The sequence below is a fragment of the Acetatifactor sp. genome, assembly GCF_982438285.1.
Genome location: NZ_CEWDFQ010000023.1, coordinates 1 through 16,757, shown reverse-complemented (window position 1 = coordinate 16,757; position 16,757 = coordinate 1). Strand labels below are relative to the sequence as shown.

General features: G+C 51.3%; 13 protein-coding genes. 12 read left to right on the top strand and 1 reads right to left on the bottom strand.

The features are described from left to right. The 5 genes from AC1WIP_RS02265 to AC1WIP_RS02245 form a co-directional block, all read left to right on the top strand. Nucleotides 1–1,862: methyl-accepting chemotaxis protein (locus tag AC1WIP_RS02265; RefSeq protein WP_481140289.1), on the top strand; the 1,862-nt coding region annotated here is incomplete at its 5' end. Between the two features lie 147 nt (nucleotides 1,863–2,009). Then, nucleotides 2,010–2,468 carry a SpoVA/SpoVAEb family sporulation membrane protein gene (locus AC1WIP_RS02260; protein WP_481140288.1) on the top strand — a complete coding sequence of 153 codons (459 nt, stop codon included), beginning with the start codon at nucleotides 2,010–2,012 and terminating at the stop codon, nucleotides 2,466–2,468. A gap of 102 nt (nucleotides 2,469–2,570) precedes the next feature. After that, nucleotides 2,571–4,325 (top strand): ABC transporter ATP-binding protein, encoded by a 1,755-nt coding sequence (locus tag AC1WIP_RS02255; RefSeq protein WP_481140287.1) that lies wholly within the window; start codon nucleotides 2,571–2,573, stop codon nucleotides 4,323–4,325. Beyond that, complete coding sequence (locus AC1WIP_RS02250) at nucleotides 4,322–6,247, top strand: ABC transporter ATP-binding protein (RefSeq protein ID WP_481140286.1); 1,926 nt, start codon at nucleotides 4,322–4,324, stop codon at nucleotides 6,245–6,247. Before AC1WIP_RS02255 ends, AC1WIP_RS02250 begins: the two co-directional genes overlap by 4 nt. Nucleotides 6,248–6,336: 89 nt before the next feature. Continuing rightward, nucleotides 6,337–9,015, top strand: coding sequence for a cation-translocating P-type ATPase (locus AC1WIP_RS02245; RefSeq protein ID WP_481140285.1), 2,679 nt, complete (start codon nucleotides 6,337–6,339; stop codon nucleotides 9,013–9,015). Nucleotides 9,016–9,025: 10 nt separating this feature from the next. On the opposite strand, the gene AC1WIP_RS02240 is transcribed toward AC1WIP_RS02245, so the two are convergent. Next, entirely contained in the window at nucleotides 9,026–11,395 is a 2,370-nt protein-coding gene (locus tag AC1WIP_RS02240; protein ID WP_481140284.1) for a glycoside hydrolase family 2 protein, read from the bottom strand. Between the two features lie 169 nt (nucleotides 11,396–11,564). On the opposite strand from AC1WIP_RS02240, the gene trpS reads away from it, so the two are divergent. The 7 genes from trpS (at nucleotide 11,565) to AC1WIP_RS02205 (ending at nucleotide 16,715) form a co-directional block, all read left to right on the top strand. After that, complete coding sequence (gene trpS, locus AC1WIP_RS02235) at nucleotides 11,565–12,650, top strand: tryptophan--tRNA ligase (protein ID WP_481140283.1); 1,086 nt, start codon at nucleotides 11,565–11,567, stop codon at nucleotides 12,648–12,650. A 61-nt stretch (nucleotides 12,651–12,711) separates the two neighbouring features. Then, nucleotides 12,712–13,776 (top strand): SH3 domain-containing protein, encoded by a 1,065-nt coding sequence (locus AC1WIP_RS02230; RefSeq protein WP_481140282.1) that lies wholly within the window; start codon nucleotides 12,712–12,714, stop codon nucleotides 13,774–13,776. 112 nt (nucleotides 13,777–13,888) lie between these two features. Continuing rightward, on the top strand, nucleotides 13,889–14,908 hold the full coding sequence (locus AC1WIP_RS02225; RefSeq protein ID WP_481140281.1) for a stage V sporulation protein AD: 1,020 nt from the start codon (nucleotides 13,889–13,891) through the stop codon (nucleotides 14,906–14,908). Between the two features lie 106 nt (nucleotides 14,909–15,014). Further along, nucleotides 15,015–15,260, top strand: coding sequence for a hypothetical protein (locus tag AC1WIP_RS02220; protein ID WP_481140280.1), 246 nt, complete (start codon nucleotides 15,015–15,017; stop codon nucleotides 15,258–15,260). Between the two features lie 57 nt (nucleotides 15,261–15,317). Next, nucleotides 15,318–15,695 (top strand): RidA family protein, encoded by a 378-nt coding sequence (locus tag AC1WIP_RS02215; RefSeq protein ID WP_481140279.1) that lies wholly within the window; start codon nucleotides 15,318–15,320, stop codon nucleotides 15,693–15,695. 52 nt (nucleotides 15,696–15,747) lie between these two features. Next, nucleotides 15,748–16,281: a shikimate kinase gene (locus AC1WIP_RS02210; protein WP_481140278.1), complete on the top strand. Its 534-nt coding sequence runs from the start codon at nucleotides 15,748–15,750 to the stop codon at nucleotides 16,279–16,281. A 77-nt stretch (nucleotides 16,282–16,358) separates the two neighbouring features. Further along, entirely contained in the window at nucleotides 16,359–16,715 is a 357-nt protein-coding gene (locus tag AC1WIP_RS02205; protein WP_481140277.1) for a SpoVA/SpoVAEb family sporulation membrane protein, read from the top strand. The last annotated feature ends 42 nt before the right edge of the window (nucleotides 16,716–16,757 follow it).

The window sequence follows — 16,757 nt, the reverse complement described above, 5'->3', positions numbered from 1 at the left end:
CCACCCTGGAGGATGAAATGGTAGTCATGGCGCAGATTACGGCAGACCGTGTTTCCAAGGACCTTCAGACCACGGTGCGGGTGGTGGAGGAGCTGGGCATGCTGGAAAGCCTTTCTGATGAAAGTGTAAGTCCGGAGGAAAAGCAGGCGATTATCAATCATAGAGTGGAGGCCTACGGCATGACCAGGGGGAAATTTATCAGTGCCGACGGCATTTGTGAGTACGACGGCACCGATTACTCGGACAGGGATTATTTCCAGCGTTCCATGCAGGGTGAGGTAGTGGTTTCCGATCCGGTTTTTGCAAAGACGGACGGCGTGCTGAGCATTATCATATCGGCGCCTGTGTGGAAGGACGGACTGGTTAATTCAGAAGTGGCGGGTGTGGTATTTCTTCTGCCGGACCCCAATCTTTTAAACGACATAGCGGATTCCATAAAGGTAAGTGAAAATGCGGGCTGCTATATGTTAAGCTCCTCGGGGGTAACCATTGCCCACACGGATGAAAGCATCGCCGAGGCCCAGGAAAACACCATTGAGATGGCGAAGACTGACTCTTCCTTAAGGGCCATTGCCAATCTGGAGACGAAAATGACCCAGGGAGAAACGGGATATGGTATTTACACCTATGGGGGAAGCATAAAGATTCTGGCCTATGCGCCCATTCCTGACACTGACGGCTGGAGCGTGGCTTTAAATGCGCCTATTATGGATTTTATGGGCTCTACCATTGTATGTATCCTGATTGCAGCGGTTGTTTCAGTCATCGCCATTGTGGTGGGCATGAATACAGCAAGAAGGATCGGAAAAGCGATCGGAACCCCTATTGGCCTGTGTTCAGAGCGTTTGAGACTGCTGGCGGAGGGAGACCTTCATTCGCCAGTTCCGGAGATTAACACAGAGGATGAAACCAAGGTGCTTGCAGATGCCACAGGCTCTCTGGTTACAAATCTGCAGACTGTAATTCAGGATGCAGATCACCTGCTGGGCGAAATGTCCCAGGGCAATTTTACGGTTACGACCCAGAAGGCGGACCACTATGTGGGAGACTTCCATGGGCTTGTAATGTCTATGGAGAAGTTAAATAGCAGGCTGAGTGATACGCTGAAAAACATTATTGACGCGGTGGAGCAGGTGACGCTGGGGGCCAACCAGATGGCGGAGACAGCCCAGGGGCTTGCAGAGGGGGCAACAGATCAGGCAGGCGCCATTGAGGAGCTGCAGGCTACCATCACCAACGTTACCAGCATTGTGGAGGAGAGCGCAAAATCCTTGAACGATTCCTATAAGCAGGCTAAGGAATATGAGCAGCAGGCCGTGACCAGCGGAAATGAGATGAAGGATCTGACCCAGGCCATGCAGCGCATCAACGAAACCTCCAAACAGATCAGCGATATTATTGAGGAGATCGAGGATATTGCATCTCAGACCAACCTTCTGTCCTTAAATGCGGCTATTGAGGCGGCAAGGGCGGGAGAAGCCGGCAGAGGCTTTGCCGTGGTGGCAGATCAGATCCGCAAGCTGGCGGATGACAGTGCGCAGTCGGCGGTACATACCAGACAGCTGATAGAAACCTCCCTGCAGGAAATCGAGAGAGGCAACCAGATTACGGAGAGAACCTATCAGTCTCTGATGAAGGTTGTGGACGGTATGGAAGTTCTTGCACAGGAATCTCAAAAGTCCATGGAAAATTCCAATACCCAGGCGGAAGCCATGGAACAGATCGAGCAGGGCATCGACCAGATATCCTCTGTGGTACAGAACAACTCCGCAACGGCGGAGGAAACCTCAGCTACCAGTGAAGAGCTGTCTGCCCAGGCCACCAATATGAACGATCTTGTTATGGCGTTTAAGCTCAGATAAATTTTGCTGCTTTGCATAATTTCAGAGAAAGTGCAGATACTAATTCTGCCATGGGCGGACAAAAGGCGCGCGTGCGTGTTCTTTTGCCCGCCCTGTGCAGTTTAACTACACATTGGCGCACGGACGCCGGAAAGGTATGCAGAGCAGATGGAACAGAAGGAAGAAGAAAAGAAACAGCAGTATGAAAAATATGTAAAGGAAGTGACACCCACCCACAATTTGTGGCTGCAGATGCTGAAGGCATTTATCACTGGAGGAATCATCTGTACATTGGGGCAGGCTATTTTGAATTTTGCGGCGGGTATGGGCCTTGACAAGCAGACCGCCGGAAGCTGGTGTTCCCTGATCCTGATTTTGATTTCCGTTCTCCTGACGGGGTTTAACATCTATCCCGGCATTGTAAAATGGGGCGGAGCGGGAGCACTGGTGCCTATTACGGGTTTTGCCAACTCCGTTGCGGCTCCTGCCATAGAGTTTCAAAAGGAAGGACAGGTATACGGCATAGGCTCGAAGATATTTACCATTGCGGGACCGGTGATTTTGTACGGCGTCTTTACCAGCTGGGCTCTGGGCCTGATTTTGTGGGCGGCTGCATTTCTCACATAAAGCGGATACATTTCTTCTTGCAATCACAGTAATCTCTCATTTATAATGTTAGGTAGCTAACAAAAGTTGGCTGCCTAATTTTTTTCGCAGGAGAGCAGCGATATGATAAAGACATTAGGAAAGCAGATCAAGGAATTTAAGGCTGATTCCATCAAAACCCCCCTGTTTATGGTGCTTGAGGTGCTCATGGAAACGGTAATCCCTCTTTTGATGGCCTCTATCATAGATGACGGTGTGGAAGCGGGCAACATGCGGCACATTTATCAGGTGGGCGGCGTGATGGCGGCAGCGGCAGCCGTGGGTCTTTTTGCCGGAATCATGGGAGGAAAGTATGGGGCAAGGGCCTCCGCAGGCTTTGCTAGGAATCTGAGGGAGGCAATGTACGCCAACATTCAGACTTTTGCCTTCTCCAATATAGACAAATACTCCACAGCGGGTCTGGTCACCCGTATGACCACGGATGTGACAAACCTTCAGAATGCCTATCAGATGCTTCTGCGCATGTGCTTCAGGGCTCCCTCCAGCATGATCTGCGCCATGGCCATGGCTTTTTTCATCAATGCAAGAATTGCTTCCATCTATCTGGCAGCAGTGGTTTTTCTGGGGGTATTTCTCCTTCTGATCATGCGTTTTGCCATGAAATATTTTACGGAAGCTTTTCAAAAGTATGATGACATGAATGCCAGCGTACAGGAAAATGTTTCCGCCCAGCGGGTGGTGAAGGCTTATGTGAGAGAGGAGTATGAAATTGAGAAATTCCACAAAGCCAGCGGAAATATTTACAGAATGTTCAAAAGGGCAGAGAGCATTCTTACCTGCAACGCGCCTTTGATGCAGTTTACAGTGTATTCCTGTATTTTGCTGATCAGCTGGCTGGGCGCAAAAATGATCGTGGGAAGCAGCCTGAGTACGGGCAGCCTGATGAGTCTGCTTTCCTACTGTATGAATATTCTTATGAGCCTGATGATGCTGTCCATGGTATTTGCAATGATTACTATGAGTATGGCCAGTGCCAGGAGAATCTGCCAGGTATTGGAGGAAAAGGCGGATCTGACCAATCCGGAGCATCCGGATTTCGATGTGCCAGACGGCAGCATCCGGTTTGAGGATGTAACCTTCCGTTATAACCAGGCAAGTGAAAGTCCCGTGCTGAGTCATGTGAGCTTTGAGATCAAATCCGGTGAGACCATAGGTATTTTGGGCGGAACGGGAAGCTCAAAGACCAGTCTTGTGAATCTGATCAGCCGCCTCTATGATGTGTCTGAGGGCGCGGTCTATGTGGGCGGCAAGGATGTGAGAAGCTATGATCTGGAGACCCTTCGCAATGAGGTTGCGGTGGTGCTCCAGAAGAATGTGCTTTTTCGGGGAACCATACTGGAGAATCTGCGCTGGGGCGATGAGAACGCCACAGAGGAGGAATGCAGGCAGGCCTGCCGCCTGGCCTGCGCGGACGAGTTTATTGAAAAGCTTCCAGATGGGTACAACACTTATATTGAACAGGGGGGAAGCAATGTATCCGGGGGACAAAAGCAGCGGCTCTGCATTGCCAGAGCGCTTTTGAAAAAGCCCAAGATTCTGATTCTGGACGACAGCACCAGCGCGGTGGATACCGCCACGGACAGCAGAATCAGAAAGGCCTTTGCCACGCAGATACCGTACACCACAAAGCTGATTATTGCACAGCGCATTTCCAGCGTGCAGAACGCGGACCGTATCATTGTGATGAACAATGGCCAGGTGGACGCCATCGGAACCCATGAAACGCTTCTGGCCTCCAACACGATCTACAAAGAGGTATATGAGGCACAGACCAGCGGAAGCGGAGACTTTGACGAGAATGGAGGTGATGAGGCATGACACAGGCAAAAGTGGTGAGAGGACCCATGGGAAACCGGATGCGGGGTGGAGAAGCCATCAAAAATCCCGGCGCGGTGTTTTTTCGATTGATGAAATATATCATGAAGGATTATGGGATTGCCCTGGTGCTGGTGGTTATTTTTATCATTGCAAGTGTGCTGGCAAATGTGCAGGGAACCTTATTTCTCCAGACCTTGATCGATGATTATATTCTCCCCATGCTGAGCCAGACAAATCCGGATTTTACCAATCTGCTTCACGCCATTTTCCGGGTGGGCTGCTTTTACCTGGCAGGTGTTTTGTGCACCTTCGCCTATTCCAGGATTATGGTGAATGTGACTCAGGGAACCTTGAGAAATCTGCGTAACGATCTGTTCGCCCACATGGAAAAGCTGCCCATAAAATATTTTGACACCCATGCCCATGGGGATATTATGTCCATTTACACAAACGACATTGATACACTGCGCCAGATGATCAGCCAGAGCATCCCCCAGATCATTTCCAGCGCGGTTACTGTGGTCAGCGTTTTCATCAGCATGATTTCCCTGAATGTTGTGCTTACCCTGGTGACGCTTCTGATGGTGGGGATCATGCTTGTCACCTCCAGAAAGGTCAGCGGCTTAAGCGGCAGATATTTTGTAAAGCAGCAGACGGACATTGGTAAGGTGAACGGTTATATTGAGGAGATGATGGAAGGGCAGAAGGTGGTGAAGGTATTCTGCCATGAGGAGAAGAGCCTGGAGGGCTTTAGGGATCTGAACAACCGGCTCTTTGACAGCGCCTACAATGCAAACAAGTTTGCAAACCTGATGGGCCCTATCAATTCCCAGCTGGGAAATATGAGCTATGTGGTCTGCGCCATTGTGGGCGGGGCTATGGCCTTAAGCGGCTTCGGGGGCCTGACCCTGGGCGGCCTGGCAAGCTTCCTGACCTTTAACAAGAGCTTTAACATGCCGATCAATCAGGTGAGCATGCAGCTGAACAGTATTATCATGGCACAGGCCGGCGCAAAACGGGTTTTCGATCTGTTTGATGAAAAACAGGAAACCGATGAGGGCTATGTGACCCTGGTATGTGCAAAAAGGGTGGACGGTGTTATCACGGAATGCCCGGAGAGAACCGGCATGTGGGCCTGGAAGCACATTCATCGGTCCGACGGCAGTGTGGATTATGTGGAGCTTAAGGGGGATGTGGTATTTAACGACGTGGATTTCGGCTACAGTGATGACAAGGTGGTGCTGCATAACATTAAGCTCTATGCGAAACCGGGGCAGAAAATTGCCTTTGTGGGTTCTACCGGTGCGGGAAAGACTACGATTACCAATCTCATCAACAGGTTTTATGATATACAGGACGGGAAAATACGGTACGACGGTATTAATATCAATAAGATAAAGAAGGGAGATCTGCGCCGTTCTCTGGGAATCGTGCTCCAGGACACCCATTTGTTTACAGATACGGTGATGGAAAACATACGCTTTGGAAGGCTGGAGGCCTCTGATGAGGAGGTGATTGCCGCGGCAGGACTGGCAAATGCGGACGGCTTTATCCGCCAGCTTCCCGATGGATACCAGACAGTGCTTACGGGAGACGGGGCAAACCTAAGTCAGGGACAGCGCCAGCTCCTTGCCATTGCCAGAGCTGCGGTGGCGGATCCGCCCGTACTTATTTTGGATGAGGCCACCAGCTCCATTGACACCCGCACCGAAAAGATTGTCCAGGACGGTATGGATAAGCTGATGAGCGGCAGAACCACCTTTGTGATCGCCCACAGACTTTCCACGGTGCGAAACAGCGACTGCATCATGGTTTTGGAGCAGGGCCGGATTATTGAGCGGGGCACTCATGAGGAGCTGCTGGCCCAGAAGGGAAAATACTATCAGCTTTATACCGGCAATCAGATCGGGGCGGAAGCATAGAGGAGGAAGCGTAAACTGCCCGGAAAGGGACATACTTTGCAAAATACAGGCATAAACTACATTGCAAACAAGCATTAGGAGGGATTACCGTGTTTGAACAGTGTAGTGTGCAGGAAACTGTAAGCAGATGCCGCAGCGACGGCAGGAGGGGCCTTTCCTGGGAGGAGGCCGGAAGGCGGCTTTTAAAAAACGGAAGGAATGAGATGAAGTCTCCCCGGAAAAAAACAGTGGTGGAGAGCTTTGTGGAGCAGCTGAATGATCCATTGATCTATGTGCTTATTGCGGCCGCTGTGGTGTCCCTTTTTCTTGGGGAGGTAAGCGATGCCGCAATCATTGCCGTTGTAGTCTGCATGAATGCCTTTGTGGGTGTGGTACAGGAGGGAAAGGCCAGAAAGGCCCTGGAATCCTTAAAAAAGCTTACCAGCCCAAGGGCACAGGTGATCCGCGACGGCAGGCACAAAGAGATTCCTGCGGCTGAGCTGGTAACGGGTGATCTGGTATGTCTGGAGGCGGGATGCCAGGTTCCTGCAGACTTAAGGCTGATTCAAACCAATCAATTAAAGATTGAGGAGTCTGCGCTGACCGGAGAATCCCTTCCCATGGAAAAGGATGCAGGCTTTACAGCGGCCCAGGGAAAGGTCATTCCCCTGGGAGACAGGCACAATATGGCCTATATGTCCACCATTGTCACTTATGGAAGAGGAGAGGGGATTGTCACGGCTGTGGGAATGGACACGGAGCTGGGACAGATTGCAGCCATGATCACCGAGGCAAAGGAGGAGTTAACGCCTCTTCAAAAGAGGCTGGGAGAGCTGGGAAAGCTTTTGAGCATCCTTTCCCTGCTTTTGTGCGGGGCGCTTTTTGCCATTGCGGTGGTGCAGCACAGGAATATACTGGAAATGCTGATTACCGCAATTTCCCTGGCGGTTGCGGCCGTGCCGGAGGGACTGCCTGCTGTGGTGACCATCTGTCTGGCCTTAAGCGTCACCAGGATGGTGAAGGTAAACACCATAGTAAGAAGACTGCCGTCAGTTGAGACTCTGGGGGCCGTCAGCGTGGTCTGCTCCGATAAGACGGGGACACTGACCCAGAATCGGATGACTGTGGAAAAGTGCTATGCGGACAACACACTGGCGGATGTGGAGGAATTTCACGGGAATTTTCCGGAGGATTTTTTGTATGGGATGGTACTTTGCAACGACGCTTCCATAGAGGGAGAAAACCGCATGGGCGATCCCACGGAGCTGGCTCTTTTAGATGTGTGTGAAAAGCTGGGGGTGGAAAAAGAAACCTTGGAGCGGCGCTTTCCCCGTTTTGGGGAGCTGGCCTTCGACTCAGACCGGAAAATGATGACCACCTGCCACAGGAAGGGCTCTTCTTTTATCTGCTATACCAAGGGCGCCCCCGATGAGGTATTGAAAAAGTGCACCGAAATCTGGATCGGCGGAAAGCGGGAGCGGCTGACGCAGCTTCACCGCCAAAGGATTCTGAAAGCAGTGGAAGAGATGTCCCTTGGCGCCCTGAGGACATTGGCGGTGGCCATGAGACTTCCCAAGACGGTCTCAGGCCGTCCCCTTCTGCAGGAGGAGGGACTGACCTTTCTGGGAGCAGCGGGCATGAAGGACCCGGCCAGACCGGAAGCGGCGGAGGCGGTAAGCACCTTTGTGGAGGCCGGGGTATCTACGGTGATGATCACCGGAGATCATGTGGATACTGCCTTTGCCATCGGTAAGCAGCTTGGTATTGTAAGCCGCATGGAGCAGTGTATGACGGGGGAACAGCTGGAGCGGACGAAGGAGGAAGCGTTTTTGGAGCGTCTGGATGACACCAGGGTTTTTGCCCGGGTTTCCCCCGCCCAGAAGGTGAGAATTGTAAAGGGCTTTCAGAAAAAAGGTCAGATCGTGGCCATGACCGGAGACGGAGTCAATGATGCGCCTTCTTTAAAGGCGGCGGATATCGGCATCGCAATGGGAAAGATGGGGACGGACGTGGCAAAGCAGGCCTCGGATATGATTCTTGTGGATGACAATTTCGCTACCATAGAAAAAGCTATCGAAGAGGGAAGGGGTGTTTATGAAAACATCAGAAAGTCGGTGATTTTTCTGCTCTCCTCCAATTTGGGAGAGCTGATGACCATGTTTGTGGCGGTGCTTTTAGGGATGGCCTCTCCCTTAAAGTCAAGCCACATTCTCTGGATCAATCTGATTACGGATTCTCTGCCCGCTCTTGCTCTGGGAGTGGATAAAAACGATGGAAAAAGCTTAATGAAAAATCCCCCCAGAAAAGCGGATGAGAGTCTTTTTTCCAGAGGGGGGCTTGCCTGTACCTGCTTTTACGGCATTCTGATTGCAGGCATCAGCCTGACAGCTTTCTTTCTGCTGCCTGGGGCTCTTTTAAAATCCGGGGGACTGCCTGTCAATATAGAAAATCTGGGGGCGGTCTTAAGCCAGAAAGGGGTGCTTGCAAAATCCCAGACCTATGCGTTCACGGTGCTTGGAATGTCACAGCTTTTCCACGCAGTGGGCATGCGGGATACAAAACGATCCGTCTTTACCATGAAGCATTGGGAAAACAAGCTGATGATCGCTGCCTGTGCCATTGGCTTTGTGCTGCAGTTTGCGGTGACGGAGGTGCCTTTTTTTATCAGCGCTTTCGGCACCTCTCACCTGACGGGGCGGGAGTGGCTGTACCTTGGCCTGCTGGCCGCCTGTCCGCTTTTTGCCCATGAGTGCATTGTGCTGGTTGGACGGCTGTTTGGGGACAGATAAAGACTGCACCCTATTTTTTGGAAATTTTTCCAAGTTCAGCATTGATGATTTCCATGGCGTTTTTGGGAACCTTTTTTTCAGGATCTCCCATGCCTGTCATCATGGAGGAGAGCTCCTTTAGCGTTTTTTCCCCCATCATGCCCAGCATGGATTTTTTCAGCTTCATGCCGGTCATGGCATACATGGAACCAGACAGGATTTGAAAGGCATCTTCGTTTTGGAGGATGTCTTTTATCTTGTCGTAAATGCTGAAATGCTCGTCAGAAAATTCTGTGGGGGCGTCGCTTGCTACGGTTTCCACCTGTTCAAACCAGTTCACTGCTCCGTCCAGGTCGTCCTCCTCCAGGGGAAGGGTATAGATATCCGGTTTCTTGTCTGTTTTTTCCAGGGTCATGCTGTCATTTACAGTTTTGCCATCCAAGGAGGCCGAAGCAGTTAAAAAAGTGAAGCCCTGGGAGAGAGGCACGTTTTCAAACAGGAAAATTTTATCTCCGTACTGGGTGGAGAAGGGTTTGCCGTTTACATACAAGGTCACCTGGGGGCAGTTGGAATATACCTTTATGGCAGCAGTATCAAAAGCCCGTCTTGCATAGCGCCTGCCGCACAGGTATACAAAGGGTTCCCTGCTCCAATAAGCCTTGTAGACGTAAAAGGCTTCCTTTTTGATTTTCCGGTCAATGGTTACAAGGCCCTTATTGTTTCTCCCGGCGGTGCCGCCCTCATTTCGAGCGGCGCAGCCGAAATCAAACATATTCCATACGTGAGTGGACCAAAGATAGGGACGCTCCATGAGAATCTTTGCCATGTGCTCATGATAAAGGGCCTGATAGGCCTCAGAGTAGTCCCGGCATTTGGGGGCGTCTGGCTGATAGGTGATAATGCCCTCTGCACCGTACTCCGAGAGGCCAAGGCAGATGTAGGGGTGTATCTGGTGAAACCGGTCCAGCCATGCCTCGTTGTTGTCGTAGGTGCCGCCGTACCATCCAAAATAGTGGTTATAGCTCTCCAGGTCCGTGATGCCGTGAAGAGGGCTGTCCAGAGGGAGCATGCTCACGTGGGCCATGGTGGTAAGGCGGCTGGGATCGATGCTTTTTACCAGTCTGTTCAGATCTCTGTGGTTTTCCACAAGTTCAGGCTTTTCTCCGGCGATGGTGATCTCATTGGAAAGTCCCCAGAAGCAGATGCTGGGATGGTTGTAATTCTGGTAGATCAGCTCCTTCATCTGCAGGCGGCAGTTTTCGTGGGCCGAAGGGTCGTCGCTCTGGGCGCTGATATAGGGAATCTCCGCCCAGACGATAAAGCCGTATTCATCGCAGGCGTCATAGAAATCCTGGCTGTGCTGGTAGTGGGCAAGACGCACGGTGTTGGCGCCGATCTCTTTGATCAGCGCGGCGTCCTCGTAATGCTCCTTCCTTGTGAGGGCCCATCCCTGGTAGAGGCGATCCTGATGTCTGGCCACGCCTCGCAGCATCATGGGCCTTCCGTTTAAGAAAAAGCCTTTCTCTGGGTCCACATAGAAGGAGCGGATGCCAAAGGCAGTTTCCACCTGATCCACAGTTTCATTGCGGTATACCAAAGAAGCGATGCAGCGGTAGAGATAGGGGTCCTCCACGCCCTGCCACAGATGGGCGTCTGGAAGCAGCACGTCCGCCTTGGGGGCAAGGGAGGGGCGAAAAATCTCCGATACGGCTTTTCCTTCCCTGTCCAGAATCAGATAGCGGACAGTGTAGTCCTCGCTGGGGTCCGTCACCCAGCTGTTTAAATGAAGCATTGCGCTGCCCTGGGGAATCTCAGTGCTCTTCTGGCCGTCGGGGGTATTCTGCAGGCCTGCTCTGCCCGGCGCCTTTACCCAGGCTTCCAAAGGGGCCTCGAAGGAGGTTTCACAGGTGACGGCAAGTCCGGATGCACCATAGAAGGAGGCTTCGAAATGCACGGGAGGAAGCAGCAAAAGCCGTACACCCCGGTAGAGCCCTCCGTAAAAGGTGAAGTCCGCCATCTGGGGGTAGATGTGGCTGTGGTTTTCGTTGTCCGCCAAAATCAAAAGCTCATTTGCGCCATGAGGCTTAAGATAGTCCGTAATATCTACTACAAAGGAGGAAAATCCTCCCTCGTGGCATGCGGCTTCCCTGCCGTTTACAAATACCCTGCCGCACAAAGAAAGGGCCAGGATTTCCAGGCAGAGCCGATAGCCCTCTGGAAGCCTTGGGGTTTCCAGGGTTTTGGCATACCAGCATTTTCCTCTGTAGTAATCGCCTCTGCCGTCCATGCCGTCCACATTGTTCCAGGTGTGGGGCAGCGTCACCGCTTCCCAATGGGCATTTTCTGGGTCGGCGTCCTTTGTAAAGCTCCAATTGTCGTTGAAAGGAATGATTTTTCGCATAGCGCCTCCTTGGTTGATTGATTCCAGAAATGTTTTTCTATCTTAGTTTTCTTATATTTTAACCTTTTTTGTGGAAAAATACACCTTTACTATTTGCCATTAGTGAAAAAAATGGTATGATAAGGGTTACGAAAGCATTGCGCCCGGTGCGCAGGAATGGAGTTTAAGTATGGACAAGATTATTTTGACAGGGGACAGACCCACGGGAAGACTGCATGTGGGCCATTATGTGGGCTCTCTGCGCAGACGTGTGGAGCTGCAGAATTCAGGGGAGTATAAGAAGGTGTTTATTATGATTGCGGACGCGCAGGCGCTGACCGACAATATAGAAAATCCTGAGAAGGTACGCCAGAATATCATAGAGGTTGCGCTGGACTATTTGTCCTGCGGGTTAGACCCACGAAAAACCACTTTGCTGATCCAGTCTCAGATTTCTGAGCTCTGTGAGCTGACCTTTTACTACATGGATCTGGTGACAGTGGCCAGGCTGCAGCGCAATCCAACCGTAAAGAGTGAGATTCAAATGCGCAATTTTGAGGCCAGTATTCCGGTGGGCTTTTTCACCTATCCCATCAGTCAGGCTGCGGACATCACAGCCTTTAAGGCCACTACGGTGCCCGTGGGCGGAGATCAGCTTCCCATGATTGAGCAGACCAGGGAGATCGTCCACAAATTCAATACGGTGTATGCGCCGGTGCTGGTGGAGCCTTCGGCTCTGCTTCCGGAAAATGAAGCCTGCCAGCGGCTGCCCGGCATTGATGGGAAGGCCAAAATGAGCAAGTCTTTAGGCAACTGCATTTATCTGGCGGATAGTGCCGATGAGGTCCGCACGAAAATTATGAGTATGTATACGGACCCCCTGCACCTGCAGGTAAGCGATCCGGGGCATCTGGAGGGAAATACGGTATTCACATATTTGGACGCCTTCTGCAGAAAGGAGCATTTTGAGCGTTATCTGCCGGAATATACCGATCTGGATGAGCTGAAGGCTCATTATAAACGGGGCGGCCTGGGAGACGTGAAGGTGAAAAAATTCTTAAACAATGTAATGCAGGAGACCTTAGAGCCTATCAGGGAGAAAAGAAAAGAGCTGGAAAAGGATATTCCGGCGGTATATGAAATTTTGAAAAAGGGAAGCGACGCAGCCAGAGAGACGGCGGCCCAGACCCTTTCTGAGGTAAAGAGCGCCATGCGCATCAATTACTTTGAGGATGCGGAGCTGATCCGCGCCCAGAGTGAAAAATATGAGGCATAAGGCCATAAGAACAGCCAGGTGAAAAGCAGTGAAAAGACTGTGAAATTGGAGGTTATTTCAGATGAAGGGTGAAAGAGACAAGGAACAGAGGGAGCAGAGAGCTTCGGAATCCGATGTGGAATGGGAGTCCGATGCGCAGTGGGAGCTGGATGAGGAAAGGGAAGAGGAAGAGGAGCTTGGGCTGGAGGAAAACATACACCTGAATTCCAAAAAGATATTCCTTTTTGTGGGATTGCTTGCGCTGGCCATATTAATCTGTATCCCTTTGTGGATTCTTACCAGCAGAAATCTATCGGGAGGAGGCTCCAGAGAGCCTTCCTCGGAAGCTGTAACTTCTGCAGAAGAATCCCTTGTCCAGGAAACAGAGGGTGATACACGGGAGGCTGCGCAGGAGACGCAGCCAGAGACAGCTTATGAGGAGACGGCTGAGGATTCCGGAGAGGGAGGAAGCCTGGAAAGCCAGGCATCCGCCCAGGAGCCGTCCGGCACCCAGGAATCTGTCCCGGAGGCATCCGGCGCACAGAAGCCTGCCCAGTCTCAGGAGTCCCAGTCTGCTCAGGCCTCCCAGGGTTCTGAGAGCCTGGAAGGCGGAAAGGTCATGAGCTTTACCCAGGTATCTGAGAACGTGACTGCCAAGGACGTGACCAATCTGCGCACGGAGCCGGATACCGGGGACGATGGAAATATCGCAGGACAGTTAAAAAACGGTGAGACGGCGGAAAGGACGGGAGTCAACGAGAGCACGGGGTGGTCCCGTCTTGTATACAACGGACAGACGGTCTATGCAGTGACCAGCTTTCTGACCACAGACCTGGACTATAAAACACCTGTGGCGCCCTCTGATCCCAACCGTATCACCACCCAGGACGGCAGAGTGATTATCTTTACGGACTGTGACGATTATATTACGCCCAAGGAATACGTGAATCTGCGGACAGAGCCCAGCACCTCCCAGGGGGACAGCACAGTAAGCTGCCAGGTAAGCAACGGGGAAGTAGTCCACCGCACAGGCTGCAGCCAGGATTCCGGGTGGTCCAGGGTGGAGTATAATGGCGGAGTCCTCTATGTGGTGAGCAGCTATGTGACGGCAGCTCAGGCACCCTCCCAGAGCGAGGGCTCGGAATAGAAAAGGGAATAGAAGATCGAATAAACCGCTTCCACCAGGGGCATGATAATAAAAACTTGGAACCGCAGGCGCAGGTGAGACGGCCAAAGCGGACAGGAAGGAGTTATCGTGCATGGATCAGAAGATGGGAAAAGCAAGCATCCGGCTGGAAGCGCCGGTTTACATTTGGGACAGCGCCAGCATCGTGGGCAAAAAGGAAGGGGAAGGCCCCCTTGGTCTTTTGTTTGACATGGTAGGAGAGGATGATCTGTTTGGCTGCAAGACCTGGGAGGAAGCGGAAAGCAGCCTGCAGAAGGACGCAGTATATATGGCTATGGGAAAGGCCGGGGTAAAACCAGAGGATATTTCCTTTATTTTTGCAGGTGACCTGCTTGGTCAATCCATAGCAACCTCCTTTGGCATCTCCAGCTATCAGATACCGCTCTTTGGAGTTTACGGGGCGTGCTCCACCTGTGGAGAGTCGCTGGCCTTGGGAGCTATGAGCATAGCGGGCGGCTTTGCGGATAAGGTAATCTGCGTCACCTCCAGTCATTTTGCCAGCGCGGAAAAGGAGTTCCGTTATCCCCTGGAATACGGAAACCAAAGACCCCTTTCGGCCTCCTGGACCGTGACGGGAAGCGGCGCCTTTGTCCTGGGGCGGGAGAGAGGGAAAAAAAACAGAGCGGTCATTACGGGGAACACTGTGGGGAAAATTGTGGACTACGGGCTTAAGGATTCCATGAATATGGGAGCGTGTATGGCTCCGGCTGCGGCTTCCACACTGGAACAGCATTTTATAGACTATAATAGTCAACCAGAAGATTACGATAAAATAATTACGGGAGATCTGGGAAGCGTGGGACAGAGGGTGCTGATTGACCTGATGCGGGATAAGGGATACGATATTTCACAGGTGCACATGGACTGCGGCATTGAAATTTTTGACCCAGCTTCTCAGGATACCCATGCGGGAGGAAGCGGCTGTGGCTGCAGCGCAGTGACTCTCTCCGCCTTTATCTTAAAGCAGCTGGAGGAAAATAATTGGAAAAAGGTACTGTTTATGCCCACAGGGGCGCTGTTAAGCAAGACAAGCTTTAATGAGGGCAAAAGTGTGCCTGGAATTGCCCATGCACTGGTGCTGGAGCAGGCTTAGGACGGCTGCCGCCATGGGGATGGGAGGAATTCTGGCCTTTGAATTACGGCTTGCAAACTATGAGGTTTCTTGATAAAATGAACTGCAGGACAGGGAGGAGAACACCATGCGCAGAATGGAATTTAAGATGGAGCGCTCAGGTCTTTTAAAGGTAGGAGATAAGATCACAGTGACCGAGGGTGTGCTTCCCAGCAATTATTATTATACCATCGATCCGTCTCTTGCCATGTCGGCGAATATTCCTTTCCGAAACCGGTTAAAGAGCAGGGAGGGAGTTGTGTCGGATATTGTGCAGAATGCCAGGGGCTTTTATGTGACGGCAGAGTTTGACGAGCCGGAGGAAGAGGCCTGAAGCAAAGAAGAGGCATAGGCGGAAAGGATGGACAATAAGAAGGAAAGAGGTAAAAGTATGCTGCAGAAAATTTCAACAGATAAGGCTCCGGCAGCCATAGGCCCCTACTCTCAGGGCATCATAGCGGGAAATATGTTATATGCGTCGGGGCAGATTCCTATTAATCCTGCCACAGGAGAGATAGAGGGAGAAGACATTAAGGCACAGGCACGGCTGGTAATGAAAAATATTGGAGCGCTTCTTTTGGCTGCCGGGACGGATTATACGCAGGTTGTAAAGACTACCTGCTTTCTGGCAGATATGAATGACTTTGCCGCATTTAATGAGGTATATGCAGAATACTTTACCGAAAAGCCTGCAAGAAGCTGTGTGGCGGTAAAGACACTGCCTAAAAACGTACTTTGTGAAGTGGAAGTAATCGCTGCCATTTCTTAAACAGAATCGCCGCCGTCTGGCGGCGATTTTCATACCGGAAAGGGCAATACAAATGAGCGGAGTGAATGAAAAAAGCAATGTGGTGTTGATCGGCATGCCGGGAGCGGGCAAAAGCACTGTAGGCGTAGTGCTGGCAAAACGCATGGGATACAGATTCGTGGATTCGGATCTGGTGATACAGGAAAAATACGGAAAGCTGCTCCATGAGCTGATTGAGGAGCATGGGGTACAGGGATTTTGGAAAATAGAAAATGATGTAAATGCCTCTTTGTCTGTGACAAACAGCGTAATTGCCACGGGGGGGAGCGTGGTATACGAAAAGGAGGCCATGACACAGCTTTCCAAAAGAGGCATGGTGGTTTATTTAAAGCTTCCCTATGAGGAGGTGGAGGAGAGGCTGGGCGACTTAAACGCCCGCGGGGTGACCCTGCTTCCCGGACAGACCCTTTGGGACTTGTATGAAGAAAGGACGCCTCTCTATGAAAAATATGCGGAACTGACCATTGAGTGCAGCGGAAAATCCCTTCGGGATATTGTCTGGGAGATATCGGACAGATGCGCAGGCTTTTTTTCCTTTTCCGAATAAAAAGCGGAAAGCGGCAGAAACTAATACCAAATAGCAGGCATGTTTTGAGCCTGATAGAGTAAAAAGGAGTATGCGCAATGGATTATATCAATGCTTTTTGGGTAGGAGGCCTGATCTGTGCGCTGGTACAGATTCTGATGGAAAAGACCAAAATGATGCCCGGCAGGATCATGGTGCTTTTGGTGGTGACGGGAGCTGTTTTAAGCGCCCTCGGCTGGTATGAACCTTTTTTGGAATTTGCCGGAGCAGGAGCCAGCGTGCCCCTTTTGGGATTCGGGAACATTTTGATGAAAGGGGTAAGGGAGGCTGTGGAAGAGCAGGGATTTCTGGGGCTTTTTGCAGGCGGATTGAAGGCCGGAGCGGTGGGTACCTCTGCGGCTTTGATCTTTGGCTATCTGGCCAGTCTCATTTTTAAACCTAAGATGAAGAAATAGAGAATAGAAAGAATACAGAGGATGAAGGTAGTGTCTATGATC